This window comes from Phyllobacterium sp. 22552, assembly GCF_052044585.1.
Classification (GTDB): Bacteria; Pseudomonadota; Alphaproteobacteria; order Rhizobiales; family Rhizobiaceae; genus Phyllobacterium; species Phyllobacterium ifriqiyense.
The window spans coordinates 114527-131885 of sequence record NZ_JBQENG010000004.1; the positions used below are offsets into that span (position 1 = coordinate 114527).

Consider the following 17359-nt stretch of genomic DNA (forward strand, 5'->3'; position numbering starts at 1 on the left):
CGCATTCGGGTAACAAAATTCCATTCTTTGCCTAAGAAGCTGTTCTTCTATAGATTGTTTCTTTTGCAATTCACTATCAGGATAGTTTGAAAATGCCGCCCTATCGTTCACGTACAACCACACATGGCCGCAACATGGCCGGTGCCCGCGGCCTTTGGCGCGCCACCGGTATGAAGGACGAGGATTTCGGCAAGCCAATTATTGCCGTCGTAAACTCGTTCACTCAGTTCGTGCCTGGCCACGTGCATCTGAAAGATCTTGGCCAGTTGGTGGCGCGTGAAATCGAAAGCGCGGGCGGTGTTGCCAAGGAATTCAATACGATTGCAGTCGATGACGGCATCGCCATGGGACATGATGGCATGCTCTATTCGCTGCCATCGCGCGAGATCATCGCCGATAGCGTTGAGTATATGGTCAATGCCCATTGCGCCGACGCTATGGTCTGCATTTCCAATTGCGACAAGATCACGCCCGGCATGCTGATGGCAGCCTTGCGGCTGAACATTCCTGTCGTTTTCGTTTCCGGCGGCCCGATGGAAGCCGGCAAGGTTACCTGGGATGACAAGGAAAAGAAGCTCGATCTGGTTGATGCCATGGTTGCCGCTGCTGATGACCGCATTTCCGATGCGGAAGTAACGGCTATTGAGCGTTCTGCCTGCCCGACTTGCGGTTCCTGCTCGGGCATGTTCACCGCCAATTCGATGAACTGTCTGACCGAAGCACTGGGCTTGTCACTACCGGGCAATGGTTCAACGCTGGCTACCCATGCGGATCGCCGTCGCCTGTTTGTCGAGGCCGGGCACCTCATTGTTGATCTGGCCCGTCGCTACTACGAACAGGATGATGAAACAGCGCTGCCACGCGCTATCGCATCCTTTGCCGCCTTTGAGAACGCGATGACGCTCGATATCGCGATGGGCGGTTCGACCAATACTGTTCTCCACCTGCTTGCGGCGGCGCATGAAGGCGAAGTCGATTTCACCATGAGCGATATTGACCGGCTTTCCCGTCGCGTTCCCGTACTGTGCAAGGTGGCTCCTGCTGTTGCCAATGTGCATATGGAAGACGTACATCATGCGGGTGGCGTCATGGGCATTCTTGGCGAGCTTGATCGGGCAGGTTTGCTTGATACCTCAGTTTACTCCGTTCATGCAGCAAATCTCGGCGCAGCGCTTGATCGCTGGGATGTGATGCGCAGCAAGAACCAGTCTGTCCATGATTTCTTCAAGGCAGCGCCGGGCGGTGTTCCTACCCAGGTTGCATTCAGCCAGGATCGCCGCTTTGCCGATGTTGACCTGGATCGCGAAAAGGGCGTTATCCGCAATGCGGAACATGCCTATTCCAAGGATGGCGGTTTGGCTGTGCTTTACGGCAATCTTGCCGAAGATGGCTGTATCGTCAAAACGGCAGGCGTTGATGAGTCAATTCTGAAGTTCTCCGGTCCTGCGCGCATTTTTGAAAGTCAGGATACCGCCGTTCTTGGTATTTTGAACGGCGGCGTAAAGCCGGGCGATATTGTGCTGATCCGTTATGAAGGTCCTCGCGGCGGCCCCGGCATGCAGGAAATGCTCTACCCAACCAGCTATCTGAAATCCAAGGGCCTCGGCAAAGCTTGTGCCTTGATCACTGACGGGCGTTTCTCCGGCGGTTCGTCAGGACTTTCCATTGGCCACGTTTCTCCGGAAGCAGCCGAAGGCGGATTGATCGGTCTGGTGCAGGAAGGCGATGTAATCGACATCGACATCCCGAACCGCAAGATTCACCTTGCCGTCGATGATGCGGTCATTGCCGATCGCCGTGCGCATATGGAAGCCAAGGGCTCAGCCGCCTGGAAGCCTGAAGAAAAGCGCAAGCGCAAGGTCACAACTGCACTGCGTGCTTATGGCGCAATGGCAACAAGCGCTGCACGCGGTGCTGTAAGGCAGATTCCCGACCATTGGGAGTGAGATGATTGGCAGTAATATTGTGCGTGGTTCGAACCACGCACAACAAAAATGCAGCCCTTTTACCAAGGGCTGCATTTTTGACTTTTACTTCGCTGCATCAGTAACTTTTGTTGTCCAGGCACCTTCCGGCTTCTTGGTAATAACCGGGTCTGAACCACCACCAAGCAAGGTTTCCACAGTCCGGTCGGCAGCTGCCGTATCAAGCACGCCGTCTGAACCTTCCGTCAGCTTATTGATTTCAGCAACCATGCGCTTCTGGTGCTTCTCTGTCTGGGCCCCGCTGGCATCATTCTCAAGCACAATTTCAGCAGCTTCGTCCGGATTGGCCCGTGCATATTCCCAGCCCTTCATTGAAGCCTTGACGAAGCGGGCCAGCTTTTCGACCATTGCCGGATCGTCGAGACTCTTCTGGAGCACATAAAGACCGTCTTCCAGCGTTGCTACTTTTTCATCCTCGTACTTGAAAGTGACGAGCTGATCTTCCGGAATGCCCGCATCAATTACCTGCCAATATTCATTATAGGTCATAGTGGAAATGCAATCGGCTTGCTTCTGGATCAGGGGATCAACATTGAAGCCTTGTTTGAGAACTGTGACGCCTTCCGGCCCGCCATCGGTCTTCAGGCCAAGATGGTTCATCCATGACAGGAACGGATATTCATTTCCGCCGAACCAGACACCCAGCGTCTTGCCCTTGAAGTCTTCAGGCTTGGTAATGCCCGTTTCCTTGCGGCAGGTCAGCATCATGCCGGAGCGCTTGAACGGCTGGGCAATATTGACAAGAGGAAGACCCTTTTCACGCGTGGCAAGCGCGGAAGGCATCCAGTCCACCACGACATCTGCGCCACCACCAGCAATGACCTGCGGCGGCGCAACATCTGGGCCGCCTGGCTTGATCTCGACGTCCAGATTGGCCTCTTTAAAGAAGCCCTTATCTTTAGCCACATAATAGCCAGCAAACTGCCCTTGCGTGACCCATTTGAGCTGAAGCGTCAGTTTATCGGCGGCCAGCGCCGAGCCGGCCATCAGGGTGCTGATGGCGAGTCCCAACGAGAGTGCAATGGTCTTCTTCATGTTTCAGTTCTCCTCTGTTCTTGTTTTTAAATGTTCAGGATCGGTAGGAAGGATGCCAGAAAGTGACGGCCCTTTCGATAAGGGTAATCAGTCCATAGGAAAGTGAACCAGCAAGGGCGGCAACAAAGATTTCCGCCCAGACCATATCGACATTCATGCGGCCAACTTCTGCGGAAATGCGAAAACCCATGCCGACAATGGGGGAGCCGAAAAACTCGGCAACAATTGCGCCGATGAGCGCCAAAGTCGAGTTGATTTTAAGCGCGTTGAAGATGAACGGCATGGCAGCGGGTAGACGCAGCTTGAGCAATGTCTGACCATAGGTTGAACCATAGGTGCGCATGAGATCACGTTCCATGGCGCCCGATGCGGCAAGCCCGGCAACCGTATTCACCAGCATCGGGAAGAACGTCATGATAACAACAACAGCGGCTTTGGACTGCCAGTAGGAACCGAACCACATGACCATGATCGGAGCAATGCCAACGACGGGCAGCGCTGCCACCAGATTGCCAATGGGTAAAAGCCCCTTGCGCAGAAAGGGCACGCGATCAACGACAATCGCGGCCAGGAAACCCGAGCCGCAACCCATGACATAACCGGTAATCGCGGCCTTCAGATAAGTTTGCTGGAAGTCTGCCCAGAGCGTCGGCACCGAAGCCGCGATACGCGCGGCAATCATTGATGGTGGCGGCAGAAGGATTGCAGGAACACCGAAGCCGCGCACCACCACTTCCCAAAGGATAAGCAGCCAAGCACCGAACAGCACCGGCAATGCCAGATTGATCAGACGCTGACCATCTGGCGATGAGACACGCCAGCTTGCAAGCCGCTGCACTGTCAGCCAAGCCAACAGCCATGCCGCCACAACCATGCACCAATAACCAAGCAGCGCTCCTGCCGGACCCATGAAACCGAGGAGCGTTATCAGGCACCAAGCCGCGACATGGATCAAAATGAGCAATGCAATTGTGGAGGAGACCGAGGTCGAGGCGAACAGCGCCACCGCGGCAGCGACAAAGAGCATGATCGGCGTTGCATAGGATAATGTGGTTTGAACATCCGCGCCTGTCGGGACCACAAGAACCGCAGCGGACAAGACAAAGGCAGCAATGGCCAAAGGAGAGCGCGAAAACCTCATGGCCGCACTCCCATTCGCCGGTTAACAAGCGTCGAGATAATCCCTATGAGGCTGACAAGAACGGCCGCCATGAGTGCGGCAGCGATAAGAGCAGCCCAAATTTGCACGGTCTGACCGTAATAGGAGCCGGCAAGCAGGCGTGCCCCGATACCCGCCACAGCTCCAGTGGGCAATTCACCGACAATGGCACCAACCAGACTGATGGCAACGGCAATTTTCATTGAGGTAAAAAGATAAGGCATGGAGGCGGGCCAACGCAGTTTCCAGAATATCTGTGCCTTCGACGCGTTATAGGTGCGCATCAAATCAAGGTGCATGATTTCGGGTGAGCGAAGACCTTTGACCATACCAACAGCCACCGGAAAGAACGACAGATAGGTCGAGATCATTGCCTTTGGCAAAAGCCCGGTAATATTGACCGCGTTGAGCACGACGATAATCATCGGGGCAATGGCGAGGATCGGCACGGTTTGCGAGGTGATGATCCAAGGCATCAGGCTTTTGTCGAGCGTGCGCGAATGCACAATAGCGATCGCCAGAAGAATACCAAGCAAAGTGCCGAATGCGAAACCGAGCAGCGTGGACGATAGAGTGACACCGCCATGATAGATCAGGCTACGCTTTGACGTTGGTGCAATATCGAAAACCGTCTTACGAATTTCAGCGGCAACTTGATGCGGAGCAGGCAAAACCGGCCGTTCCTGCGCCATCGTATTGGCAACCAACTGCCCTGTGGAAATGGTGGTATTGGCACGCGCTGCCTGGTCGCGTTCGAATGGCGCGTTGAGAATGATGGCAAAAACATACCAGAGTGCGATGATAACCAAAAGGATGGTTCCGACCGGGATCACCCTGTCGTGGAGCACGGCTGCAAGGCCTTGACGCTCCTTCATCACAGATGAGCCTCATCATAGGAATGACCGTGCCGCAAGCCTTCACGTACGCGGTGAGCGATTTCCAGAAATTCCGGTGTTTCGCGAATATCCAACGTCCGCTCAGAGCCGAGATTGCAATCGATGATTTCGTGTATCCGGCCCGGACGCGGACTCATCACAACGATTTTTGTCGAGAGAAAAACTGCCTCGGGAATCGAGTGCGTTACAAAGATGACTGTCTTTTGCGTTTTAGCCCAAAGCTTCAGTAATTGTTCGTTGAGGTGATCGCGGACAATTTCATCCAGCGCACCGAAGGGCTCATCCATTAAAAGCATATCGGGATCAAAAGACAGGGCGCGGGCAATGGATGCGCGTTGCTGCATACCGCCTGATAATTGCCATGGAAACTTCTTGTCAAAACCTGCCAGATTAACCAGCTCGAGATTCTTGGCGATCCGCGCCTTGCGCTCCTCCTTGGGTATGCCCATCACTTCCAGTGGCAGGGAAATATTGCCGCCAATGGTGCGCCAAGGATAGAGCGCGGCCGCTTGGAAAACATATCCATAGGCACGTTTTTCGCGCGCCTGCGATGGCGTCATTCCATTGACCGATATGCTACCCGAGGTGGGCTGCTCCAGATCGGCAATCACGCGCAACAAGGTGGTCTTTCCGCAACCGGAAGGGCCGATAAAGGAAACGAACTCGCCGCTGTTAACTGCAAGGTCGATGTTCGACAAAGCATTGACGGGGCCATCATTGGTCTGGAAGACCAGCGAAAGGTCTTTGACATCAATTACATTTTTTGGCGCCGCATCAGCCATTATTTTCGCCTTGGGTCGGAGCGCGACGACTGTCATCATACGCCTGCCGGAATGTTCTTCGGATCGCGATCCACTCTACGCGGTGCGGTTAGTTCCTTCCAAGTGGAAAGTGCGCGGCTGGCAGAGGGGTTGGCCTCACGCTCGACAAAGCGTCCGCTGCCCGTCGGCGCAAGCACTTCGCCATCCCTATAGGCAATCTCTCCACGCGAAATAGTGATGCGCGGCAGGCCCGTCACTTCAATGCCCTCAAAGACATTATAGTCGATGGCCGACTTCTGCGACTTTGCAGAAATGACCTTGGTTGCATTGGGGTCCCAGATAACAATATCCGCATCGGAACCCGGCAAGATCGCTCCCTTGCGCGGGTAGATATTGAGAATTTGGGCGATATTGGTCGACGTTACCGCGACAAACTCATTTGGCGTCAGGCGGCCGGTACGCACGCCTTTGGTCCAAAGCACGGGCATGCGATCTTCCAGACCACCAGTGCCATTTGGGATTTTGGTAAAGTCGCCGACACCAAAACGCTTCTGCTCGGTGGTAAAGGCGCAATGGTCTGTCGCCACGACCTGAAGACTTCCCGATGCAAGGCCAGCCCACAATCCATTTTGGTTGATCTTGTCACGGAAAGGCGGCGACATGACCCGGCGCGCGGCATAGTCCCAGTCCTCATTTTTATATTCACTCTCATCCAGAACAAGGTGTTGAATCAGAGGTTCGCCATAGACGCGCATACCCTTGGCACGCGCGCGGCGAATGGCTTCATGGGCCTGTTCGCAGGAAACATGCACGATATAGAGCGGCACGCCTGCCTGATCGGCGATCATGATGGCGCGGTTAGCCGCCTCACCTTCTATTTCGGGCGGGCGCGAATAGCCGTGAGCCTCCGGTCCGGTATTGCCTTCGGCGAGGAGCTTCTGCTGGAGATGGGCAACCACATCGCCATTTTCCGCGTGGACAAGCGGCATGGCGCCGATCTCGGCACAGCGCAGAAAGGAGGCGAACATTTCATCGTCGTCCACCATCAATGCGCCCTTATAGGCCATGAAGTGCTTGAACGTATTGATGCCGCGTTCAACGACTTTGGGCATTTCGTCGAAGATCTGCTTGTTCCATCCGGTTATCGCCATGTGGAAGGAATAGTCGGTGCGCGCCTTGCCAGCCTTCTGGAACCAGTCCTGCAAGGCGGCAAGCAACCCGTCTTCGCCGGGGAGCACAAAATCGACAACCATCGTTGTTCCGCCTGCCAGCGCCGCGGCGGTGCCGGTGTCAAAATCATCGCTGGAATGGGTGCCCATGAAAGGCATTTCAAGATGCGTATGCGGGTCGATACCGCCGGGCATGAGAAAGCAACCGGTTGCATCAATAATTTCGCAATTGGCGTCCTGGCCGGAAAGATCTGAGCCGATGGCAGCGATCTTGTCGCCATCAATCAGCACATCCGCTTTATAAGTGCGGTCAGCGGCAATAATTGTTCCGCCTTTGATCAGTTTCGCAAGCATTGTGTTCGTTCCCCTTTTTGGTCTTTTGCCGAACATGTTGCATATGTGGTTGCTAGGTCAGGCTTGAATCTCCGCCGTCTCCAGAACCGCATGCAACAGGACATCCGTACCGGCAGCAGCCCATTCCTTCGAAATCTCTTCATCCTCATTGTGGCTGAGGCCATCCACGCAAGGGCACATTACCATCGCCGTCGGCGCAACGCGGTTGATCCAGCAGGCATCATGTCCGGCGCCGGAAACAATATTGCGGTGACTGTAGCCAAGCCGCTCCGCAGCATTGCGCACGGCAGTGACGCAGCCTTCGTCGAAGGTAACGGGATCAAAATGCCCGGCTTCTTCAATCTCGATGCCGAGGCCAAGCTCCTTGGCAATCTTTGGTGCCTTCGCCTCAATTTCCGCTTTCATTGCGGAAAGCGTTGAAAGGTCTGGCGAGCGGATATCAACCGTGAACACGACTTTGCCCGGAATGACATTGCGGGAATTGGGATAAACATCGACATGGCCGATTGCCCCTACCGCATTTGGCTGGTGGGCCATAGCGACGGCGTGAACCAGTTCGGTAATGCGCGCCATGCCGAGGCCCGCATTCTTGCGCATAGGCATTGGGGTTGAGCCTGTGTGGCTTTCCTTGCCCGTCAATGTGATCTGCAACCACCACAGGCCCTGACCATGGGTGACAACGCCGATATCCTTGCCCTCAGCTTCCAGAATGGGTCCCTGCTCAATATGCAGTTCGAACAGCGCATGGATCTTACGGGCGCCGACTTTCTCGTCACCCTTCCAGCCGATTCGCTCCAGTTCGTCGCCAAACTTCTTGCCCTTGGCATCTTCGCGAACATAGGCCCATTGCTCATCATGGATGCCGGCAAATACACCGGAGGCCAGCATGGCAGGGGCAAAGCGAGTGCCTTCTTCATTGGTCCAGTTGACAACGACAATGGGATGCTTGGTCTTTATATTAAGATCATTGAGCGTGCGGATCAGTTCCAGCCCGCCGAGAACGCCCAGCACACCGTCATATTTACCGCCTGTCGGCTGTGTGTCGAGATGGCTGCCGACATAGACCGGCAGCGCATCCGGGTCTGTTCCTTCACGCGTGAAGAACATGTTGCCCATGGTGTCTACGCCCATGGTCATGCCGGCTTTCTCACACCAGGATTGAAACAGCCTGCGGCCCTCGCCATCCTCATCGGTCAGGGTCTGGCGATTATTGCCACCGCGCAGACCCGGCCCGATTTTGGCCATCTCCATCAGGCTATCCCAAAGGCGGTCGCCATTGATCCGAAGATTTCCCGTCAGCGACATTTGCCCGCTCCTATGCCAAGTTCTTCAACACATCGGCGAGCGTATCGAACAGATGATCGATCTGTCCTTTGCTGATTGTCAGAGGCGGAGACAAGGCGATGATGTCGCCAGTCGTGCGGATCAGCACGCCCTTTTCGTATGCATTGAGGAAAGCCTGGAATGCCCGTTTTGTCGGGGCGCCGTCGATGGGTTGAAGTTCGATGGCGCCGATCAACCCGAGATTGCGAATGTCTATGACATTCGGCAGTCCCTTCAGCGCATGCAGAGCATTTTCCCAATAATCGGACAGTTCCGATGCGCGGGTCAACAAGCCTTCTTCCTCATAGGTGTCGAGCGTTGCGAGAGCCGCTGCGCAAGCGACCGGATGGCCGGAATAAGTGTAGCCATGGAAAAGCTCTATCAGATTTTCCGGACCATTCATGAAGGCCTGATAGATGTCCGACGAAGCGAAAACCGCGCCCATCGGAATAACGCCACTGGTGATACCCTTGGCGGTTGTCACCAAATCAGGCACCACGCCGAAATAATCTACCGCAAATGGTGCACCAAGACGGCCGAAGCCGGTGATTACTTCATCGAAAATCAGGAGAATATCGTGCTTAGTGCAAATCTCGCGCAGGCGCTTGAGATAGCCCTTTGGCGGAATGAGAACGCCAGTCGAACCCGCCACCGGCTCTACAATGACGGCCGCAATATTTGACGCGTCGTGCAGCGCAATGACCTTTTCCAGATCATCGGCAAATTCAACGCCATATTCAGGCTCGCCGCGCGTATAGGCATTTCGCGCCAGATCATGCGTATGGCGAATATGGTCAATGCCACTTAAAGCATTGCCAAAGGTCTTGCGATTGCCGGAGATACCACCAACGGAAATACCGCCAAAGCCAACGCCATGATAGCCGCGCTCGCGGCCAATCAGCTTGACCTTGGTGCCATTGCCTTTAGCGCGATGATAGGCTAGCGCGATCTTCAGCGCCGTATCAACCGATTCAGAACCGGAATTGGTGAAAAACACATGGTCAAGCGGCGATGGCAGCATGGCAGCCAGGCGCGCGGCTAGTTCAAAGGCCTTGGGGTGCCCCATCTGGAATGCAGGCGCATAATCAAGCTCTGCAACTTGCTTTTGAACGGCTTCGACGATCTTGGGGCGGCCATGGCCCGCATTGCAGCACCAGAGACCGGCAGTTCCATCGAGGATCTCGCGTCCATCATGAGACTTATAGTGCATGTCTTTAGCACTGACGAGAAGGCGGGGATTTTGCTTGAACTGCTTGTTTGCCGTAAAAGGCATCCAGAACGCGTCGAGATTGTTTGTCCCCATTGCCGTTTTAGACATGTGACGAAGCCTCCTGATTGCGGATATTACCGCTTGTTTTGTGTTCCCGAATGATTGAACCTTTAAGGGGATTCAAAAACCAATTGCCAAAAACTTGACTAGTTGGTCAAAATGCAGGCTAGAAGAGCATAGTTAGGTGGTCAAGCGCTTTATAGGCATTTCAACCCGTTGCCGGGACAAGCGGAATTGCCATTTTGTCGCGGGTGGGTGGAGCAATTAGCAAATGGCGAAAGCTGCGAAGCAGAAAACGAATGGCGGCCCGGAACGAACAACCCGTATCCAGGAAATAAACCGCCGTTTGATCCTTGATGCGGCGCTTGATGTTTTTTCCACTTATGGGTTCCGCGGCACGACTATCGACCAGATTGCCGACAAGGCCGGCATGTCAAAACCCAATCTGCTTTATTATTTTCCACGCAAGCAAAATATCTATGTGACGCTGTTGGAAGAAACGCTGACGGAATGGCTTGCCCCGCTCGCTGATATTGATCCGGCGGGCGACCCGATCGAGCAATTGCGCAAATACATCACGCTCAAAATCAAAATGTCCGAAAGCCATCCGGAAGCATCGCGTTTGTTTGCCAATGAAGTGCTGCATGGCGCACCGGCAATCAGTGACTTTCTGGCCAAGCATTTGAAACCGCTGGTCGACGAAAAGGCCGTCGTCATTCGGCGCTGGGTTGGCGAAGGCAAACTTGCTCCGGTTGACCCCTATCATCTGATTTTCATGATTTGGGCAACCACCCAGCATTATGCGGATTTTGACGTACAGGTTCGCGCTATTATGGGTAGCCAAGTTGGCCGTCCAGGCTTTCGCGAACAAACCGCGCAGGCAGTTCTGAGCATAATTCTCAACGGCATCCGCCCGCGCGATTGAAATAAGATGGTGCCGCGTTCGATTGCATTGCTCTCCTGCGTGGTTCGACAAGCTCACCATGAGGAAAGTTGTAGGTGCTGCAAAGCCAGCCCTCATCGCAACAGAGCTGGGCTCCCTTGCCAATTACGACTTTCCTCATGGTGAGCTTGTCGAACCACGCACAAACTGGGTTGCCATAAGTTTAAATAGAACTACGGCTAACCCATCACTCCGCCGCAACTTTTGCCATTGGATTGTTAGGGTGCGTCGTCCAGTTGGCATAGTCTGGCTGAACCGGTGTTTTGGTGCGCGGATCGACTCCCGAGAGCATAGGCACCATATCGATGCAGTTCTCTACAGGGCAGACATTCACACACAGATTACATCCAACACACTCTTCATCAATGACTTCGAAGTGCCTCACACCATCGACCATGGATGTAATCGCCTGATGCGATGTGTCTTCGCAGGCGATGTGACAACGACCACATTTGATGCATAGGTCCTGATCGATCTGTGCCTTGGTGATGTAGTTCAGATTCAGATATTGCCAATCGGTGACATTGGGCACAGCCATACCGCGGAAATCTTCGATGGAGCGGAAGCCGCGTGAATCCATCCAATCGGACAGGCCCGAAATCATCTCCTGCACAACCTTGAAGCCATAGGTCATGGCAGCGGTGCAGACCTGAACATTGCCGCAACCCAGAGCGATGAATTCTGCCGCGTCGCGCCACGTTGTGATGCCGCCAATGCCGGAAATCGGCAGGCCGCGTGTTTCCGCATCGCGGGCGATTTCCGCAACCATATTCAGGGCAATCGGTTTGACTGCCGGGCCGCAATAGCCACCATGCGAACCGCGTCCATCAATGGAAGGGTTGGGCGCAAATGTATCAAGGTCAACTGAAACAATGGAGTTGATCGTATTGATCAGCGAGACGGCATCGGTTCCGCCAGATTTGGCAGCACGGGCTGGCTTACGCACGTCGGTGATATTTGGCGTAAGCTTGGTGATGACGGGCATGCGCGTATATTGCTTGCACCAGCGCACCACCATCTCGATATATTCCGGTACCTGCCCAACCGCAGCGCCCATGCCACGCTCGGACATGCCGTGCGGACAGCCGAAATTCAACTCAATCCCATCGCATCCGGTTTCTTCGACACGTGGAAGGATGGCCTTCCAAGCCTCTTCCTCACAAGGCACCATAATGGACGCGATCAGCGCGCGATCCGGCCACTTCTTCTTGACCTCGGTCATCTCGCGCAAATTGACCTCCAGTGGGCGGTCCGTGATCAGTTCGATATTATTGAGACCAAGCAAGCGCCGGTCGGGACCATGGATTGCGCCATAACGCGGGCCGTTGACATTGACGACAGGAGGCCCTTCTTCACCAAGGGTTTTCCAGACAACACCGCCCCATCCTGCTTTAAAGGCGCGCTCGACATTATATGCTTTGTCCGTCGGTGGCGCAGAGGCCAGCCAGAATGGATTTGGAGATTTGATACCAAGGAAATTCGATGAAAGATCAGCCATGATGGTTTCCTTTAGCCGCTAATGTGGCCTGGATTGGCAGTGTGTTGCGCAGAGGTGGTCGCGGGTTCGGAATTACCGGCAATGACTGCCTCAGCAAAGCCACTGACCTTTTCCGGCTGCATCGATAAAGCGCGATGAATCGACTCAGCCGCGAGCTTGCCATCCTGCACACCTGCAACGGTCAAATCCTGACCACCGGCAATACAATCGCCGCCCGCCCAAATTCCTGGAATTGATGTACGGCGCTCCTCATCGACACTGATACGGCCACGCGAAAGCGCCATACCTGCTTCGGCAAGAATTTTTTCCGCGGGCATTTGGCCAATCGCCTTGAAAATCTGATCGCTGGCCAATGTGACGCTTTCGCCGGTTGTTTCCAGCCTGCCATCATTCATGGTCGTGTAGTCGAGGGTGATGCCGCAAACCTCGCCACGTTCATTGCGTGTCAATGCGCGCGGCTGCAGCCAATGGCGGATAATCACGCCATTCTTCAATGCAAGTTCCTGTTCGAACTCGCTGGCATTCATGCTTTCCGGACCGCGTCTGTAGGCAATGATGACGTTCTCCGCGCCGAGCAGCTTCGTCTGGACTGCAACGTCGATGGCAGTCATGCCACCACCGATGACGACGACATCCCGTCCAACGGCGATTTCCGAAAGGTCGTTGCTCTGACGCAGAACGGAAATGTAGTCCACAGCGTCGATGCAGCCTGCCGCATCCTCGCCATCAAGGCCAAGCTCATTGACACTCGGCAAACCCACTCCAAGGAAAACAGCATCAAAACCGGCACGCAACGCATCAAGGCTGATATCCCTGCCAAGTGCCTTGTCGTTCTGAATGGTGATACCGCCAATCTCCAGAATAAAATCCAGTTCTTTCTGGGCGAAATCATCGACGCTCTTATAGGCGGCGATACCATATTCATTGAGGCCGCCAGCCTTTGGGCGGGCCTCGAAAATCGTCACATCATGGCCATGCATGGCCAGACGATGAGCGGCAGAAAGCCCTGCCGGACCTGCGCCGACCACTGCCACAGACTTGCCGGTAGGAGCCGCGCGGGTGAAAGGGTGCTGGCCGTTTTCCATCAGGTAATCTGTTGCGTAACGCTGCAGCAGGCCGATCTTTACAGGCTTTCCTTCGGCCACTTCACGCACACAGGCCTGCTCGCAAAGGGTCTCTGTCGGACATACGCGGGCGCACATACCACCAAGAATATTCTCGCTCAGGATAGTCTTGGCCGATCCGGTGGGATTTCCCGCGGCGATCTCGCGAATGAAAAGCGGAATGTCTATCCCCGTGGGGCAGGCATTCATGCAAGGCGCATCGTAGCAGAAGTAGCAACGGTCAGACTCAACGAAAGCCTCATGCCGCGAAAGCGGCGGATGCAGATCGGAAAAGACCTCGCTATACTCACTGCTCGCGAGCCGGCCAGCCCTGACGTCACGGATTCCTGAATCCATCGATCCCATGAAATGGCATCTCCCATATCTGTGGCAGCGTCCGGTTCCCGTGGATCACAGCCATTTGCAGATGAGCCGGTTCGTCCGGCTCCGTTATTGAAAGAATGGCATATTTTTACAAAAGGTCAAATTTTTTATCAAATGGTCAAGAATCATATTCTTATGAGGGTGTTGTCGGTCTCACTACACTCCTACTGTGCGTGGTTCGACAAGCTCACCATGAGGAAGATAATATATGTTAAGGAGCCAGGCTCGGCGAGCTAGCGACTATCTTGCGAGCAACACATTCCTCATGGTGAGCCCGTCGAACCACGCACAACGCCATCCTGCAGTCAGAGTTAAAGTTTGTGGGCACTGGACGAAATATTTACTCGGCAGGGAGTTGTGCTTTTGTACTGACCTGCAGCAATTCACGCTGGAGCCTTGCCTCTTCCTCGGCCTTTGGCTTGGAGAACCCCGCCAGAAGAAGATAAGCGACTGGTGTGAGAAACAGCGTTGAGGCTGTAGCCAGACCAAGGCCACCGACGATGACCCAACCGAGCGCAATACGGGCTTCCGCGCCGGCACCGCTGGCGAGAACCAGCGGGACACCGCCAAGAATCGCGCAGAGCATTGTCATGACGACGGGGCGAAGACGGATCGTTGCCGCTTCCTCAATGGCCTGCCGGACATTGCGGCCCTGATCACGCAGATGGTTGGCAAACTCGACGATAAGAATACCATTCTTTGCCATGATACCGACAAGCAGCACCAAGCCGATTTGACTATAGACGTTCATGCTGGTCCCGGTGATCACCATGGCAAACACCGCGCAGGCAAGCCCAAGCGGAACTGTGGCCATAACGATCACAGCGCTGATGAAGCTTTCGAACTGGGCGGCGAGCACCAGAAGGATGATCAGGATGGCGAAGCCAAATGTGATGATCATGCTTGAGGAATTTTCGCCAAGTGTGGCAGCTTCGGCCAGAGGAATGAGACGATATCCAGCTGGCAGCAATGGCTCGGCAATTGCCTGCGCCTGCGCATAGGCATCGCCAAGGGCGAAAGAAGGCGACAGGCTTGCCGTGATGGCTACGGATCGCATTTGCTGTTCACGGGTCAGTGCGGGCGGCACAGCGACTTCCGTCAGTCGCGCAATCGTCGACATCGGTACAAAGCGGCCATCCTGGGTTCGCAAGAACACATTTTCCAGATCGGTTGGATCATTGATCGGATCAGTGGTGGAGACGAGTTTGACGTCGAAGCTGCGATCCTCGATGTATACGGAACCGATCTTGTAGCCGTCCAGTACCGACTGCAATGCTTGTGCCAGACCTGTGATGTCTATGCCCAGATCCGAGGCCCGTTCGCGGTCTATCGTAACAGCCAATTGCGGCTGGGTTGGTTCATTAGTCAGACGCGGCCTGTCAAATCTTGGATCTTTTTCCAGTTCGGAAACGATCTTGGCGGCAGTCGTGCCCAATTCGGCGTAGCTGGTTCCCACGACAGCAAACTGGAGACCGTTGCCTGCGCCGCGAATACCGAGCGAATTGGGTTGCGAGGCAAAAACCTGAATGCCCGGCACTGCGCGCACACGCTTGGAAACATCGGCCACGATCTCTTGCTGCGTCCTTGTACGCTCATTCCATTTGGCAAGGCTGAGCACCATGAAGCCGCGATTGGTGTTGCCATTCTGCCCGGCAATGGAGAACGTATTCTCGATTTCTCCCGAATCACGCAAAGGCTGGATCAATGTTTCGATCTGGCGCATCTCATCATTGAGATATTCGAGACTGACACCTTGGGGCGCCGTTATGCGCAGGAAGGTCGCCGCACGATCTTCTGTCGGCGTCAGCTCCTGTTTGAGCAGGGAGAATGCACCAAAGGCGGCACCGGCAAAAAGGATCGACACGATGACCACGATCCAGGGCGCAGCAAGACAGGCATGCAGCAACCATTTGTACCAGCCGCCAAAGCGATTGCCCATACGGCCAACCACACCCGGTGCATGGGCAACTTCATGATGACTTGCCTCGCTCGCGCTCAGCAGACGCGATGCGAGCATGGGACACAGCGTAAGCGCCACGACCGCCGAGAGAAGCACGCAGATGGCCAAAACAAAGCCGAATTCGCGAAACAGACCGCCTGTCTGGCCGGGAAGGAACGACAATGGCACAAACACCGCCGCCAATGTGACCGTTGTCGCGATGACCGCGAAGAACACTTCCTGCGTGCCAAGAACAGCAGCGGCGCGTGGGCCCATGCCCTGATTACGGCGGCGGACAATATTTTCCAGCACGACAATCGCATCATCCACCACAAGACCTGTCGCCAGAACCAGAGCCAAAAGCGTAAGAATATTGATGGAAAAACCTGCCAGATAGATCGCCGATATTGTGCCGATCAATGCAACCGGCATGCTGACCGCCGGAATCAAAGTCGCCCTGATGTCCCACAGGAACAGGTAGATGATGGCGATAATGATGATAACCGAAACGCCCAGCGCTATTTCCACCTCATGGACAGCGCCGTTGATGAAATCTGCATCATCGCTGGTAACGCGAATATCAACACCTTCCGGCAAGGTCTGCTGAAGCTGAGCGACTGCAGCGCGGACACCTGTCGAAATATCCAGCGTATTGGACTGTGCCTGGCGGATAATACCAAGGCCGATACCGGTCTTGCCATTGGCACGCAAACTTGACGTGCCAATGTCGGGGCCAAGTGTCACCGTGGCAACGTCACGTATTTTCGTGCGGCCTTTAATGATGATGTTTTCGAACTCTTCAGGCGTGGTAACGGGTGCGGTCGCCCGCACAACAATGCTTTGGTCATTGCTGTTCAGCTGGCCTGCCGGAGTATCAAAGGCCATGGTCGTCAGCGCATTGCGGATGTCGGCGACGTTCATGCCAAGGCTTGCAAGCTTGCCCTGATCGATATCGATCCGGAAAATCTTGTTGCGATCGCCGTTGATTTGCACATCGGCAACGCCGGGGACAGAGGCCAGTACATCTTCGATCTGATCTTCGACCAGCACTGTCATATCCTCAACCGCCATCGTATCGGACGTAACAGCAAGCCGCATAACTGCATCGGAATTCGCATCCGCCTTGACGATCTGCGGAGGATCGGCCTGTTCGGGCAGCGTGTTGGTGATACGGCTGATGGCGTCGCGCATGTCGGCAGCGGCAACGTTCAGATCAACGCCATCATTGAATTCGACGGTGACGCGGCTGCTACCAAACGAAGAACTCGAGGAGATGGATTTAACACCGGAGACACGTGACACGGCGCCTTCGATTGCAGAGGTCAGTTCCCGGTCAACTGTTTCGGCGGCAGCCGATTCAAATATTGTGGAGACGGTGACCACCGGCCTGTCCACATCGGGAAGCTCGCGGACGTCAACGCCATAATAGGCGGCCAAACCAGCCACCACGATCAAAGCATTGAGCACCAGCGCCATGACGGGACGGCGGATGAAAAGGGCGGTAAAACTTGTATCGAGATTGTCGTTCTGTTTTGTCATG

The 17359-nt window shown here is 54.8% G+C and carries 12 protein-coding genes; 2 read left to right on the forward strand and 10 right to left on the reverse strand.

Features of this window, described 5'->3' with window-relative positions:
• Nucleotides 1-92: 92 nt before the first annotated feature.
• A complete protein-coding gene (gene ilvD / locus ACTJI9_RS10680; protein ID WP_115054645.1) occupies nucleotides 93-1946 on the forward strand; it encodes a dihydroxy-acid dehydratase in 1854 nt (617 codons plus the stop codon).
• Nucleotides 1947-2030: 84 nt separating this feature from the next.
• On the opposite strand, the gene ACTJI9_RS10685 is transcribed toward ilvD, so the two are convergent.
• The 7 genes from ACTJI9_RS10685 to ACTJI9_RS10715 are packed head-to-tail and all read right to left on the reverse strand — an operon-like array spanning nucleotide 2031 to nucleotide 10000.
• Nucleotides 2031-3020, reverse strand: coding sequence for an ABC transporter substrate-binding protein (locus tag ACTJI9_RS10685; protein ID WP_440807875.1), 990 nt, complete (start codon nucleotides 3018-3020; stop codon nucleotides 2031-2033).
• A 34-nt stretch (nucleotides 3021-3054) separates the two neighbouring features.
• On the reverse strand, nucleotides 3055-4161 hold the full coding sequence (locus ACTJI9_RS10690; RefSeq protein WP_440807878.1) for an ABC transporter permease: 1107 nt from the start codon (nucleotides 4159-4161) through the stop codon (nucleotides 3055-3057).
• Nucleotides 4158-5054 carry an ABC transporter permease gene (locus ACTJI9_RS10695; protein ID WP_440807880.1) on the reverse strand — a complete coding sequence of 299 codons (897 nt, stop codon included), beginning with the start codon at nucleotides 5052-5054 and terminating at the stop codon, nucleotides 4158-4160. Before ACTJI9_RS10695 ends, ACTJI9_RS10690 begins: the two co-directional genes overlap by 4 nt.
• Nucleotides 5054-5893, reverse strand: a complete 840-nt coding sequence (locus ACTJI9_RS10700) for an ABC transporter ATP-binding protein (protein WP_115054811.1) — start codon at nucleotides 5891-5893, stop codon at nucleotides 5054-5056. The genes ACTJI9_RS10695 and ACTJI9_RS10700 overlap by 1 nt, the downstream gene beginning before the upstream one ends.
• On the reverse strand, nucleotides 5893-7359 hold the full coding sequence (gene hydA / locus ACTJI9_RS10705) for a dihydropyrimidinase (RefSeq protein WP_440807882.1): 1467 nt from the start codon (nucleotides 7357-7359) through the stop codon (nucleotides 5893-5895). The genes ACTJI9_RS10700 and hydA overlap by 1 nt, the downstream gene beginning before the upstream one ends.
• 57 nt (nucleotides 7360-7416) lie before the next feature.
• On the reverse strand, nucleotides 7417-8664 hold the full coding sequence (locus ACTJI9_RS10710; RefSeq protein WP_336440233.1) for a Zn-dependent hydrolase: 1248 nt from the start codon (nucleotides 8662-8664) through the stop codon (nucleotides 7417-7419).
• Nucleotides 8665-8674: 10 nt separating this feature from the next.
• Nucleotides 8675-10000, reverse strand: coding sequence for an aminotransferase class III-fold pyridoxal phosphate-dependent enzyme (locus ACTJI9_RS10715; protein WP_115054641.1), 1326 nt, complete (start codon nucleotides 9998-10000; stop codon nucleotides 8675-8677).
• Between the two features lie 223 nt (nucleotides 10001-10223).
• On the opposite strand from ACTJI9_RS10715, the gene rutR reads away from it, so the two are divergent.
• Nucleotides 10224-10877 (forward strand): HTH-type transcriptional regulator RutR, encoded by a 654-nt coding sequence (gene rutR / locus ACTJI9_RS10720; protein ID WP_115054640.1) that lies wholly within the window; start codon nucleotides 10224-10226, stop codon nucleotides 10875-10877.
• Nucleotides 10878-11082: 205 nt separating this feature from the next.
• On the opposite strand, the gene preA is transcribed toward rutR, so the two are convergent.
• From preA to ACTJI9_RS10735, 3 genes are all read right to left on the reverse strand, one after another.
• Nucleotides 11083-12393 carry an NAD-dependent dihydropyrimidine dehydrogenase subunit PreA gene (gene preA / locus ACTJI9_RS10725; protein ID WP_115054639.1) on the reverse strand — a complete coding sequence of 437 codons (1311 nt, stop codon included), beginning with the start codon at nucleotides 12391-12393 and terminating at the stop codon, nucleotides 11083-11085.
• An 11-nt stretch (nucleotides 12394-12404) separates the two neighbouring features.
• Nucleotides 12405-13862, reverse strand: coding sequence for an NAD(P)-dependent oxidoreductase (locus ACTJI9_RS10730; protein WP_440807887.1), 1458 nt, complete (start codon nucleotides 13860-13862; stop codon nucleotides 12405-12407).
• A 358-nt stretch (nucleotides 13863-14220) separates the two neighbouring features.
• Nucleotides 14221-17358 (reverse strand): efflux RND transporter permease subunit, encoded by a 3138-nt coding sequence (locus ACTJI9_RS10735; RefSeq protein WP_115054637.1) that lies wholly within the window; start codon nucleotides 17356-17358, stop codon nucleotides 14221-14223.
• Between the last annotated feature and the right edge of the window lies 1 nt (nucleotide 17359).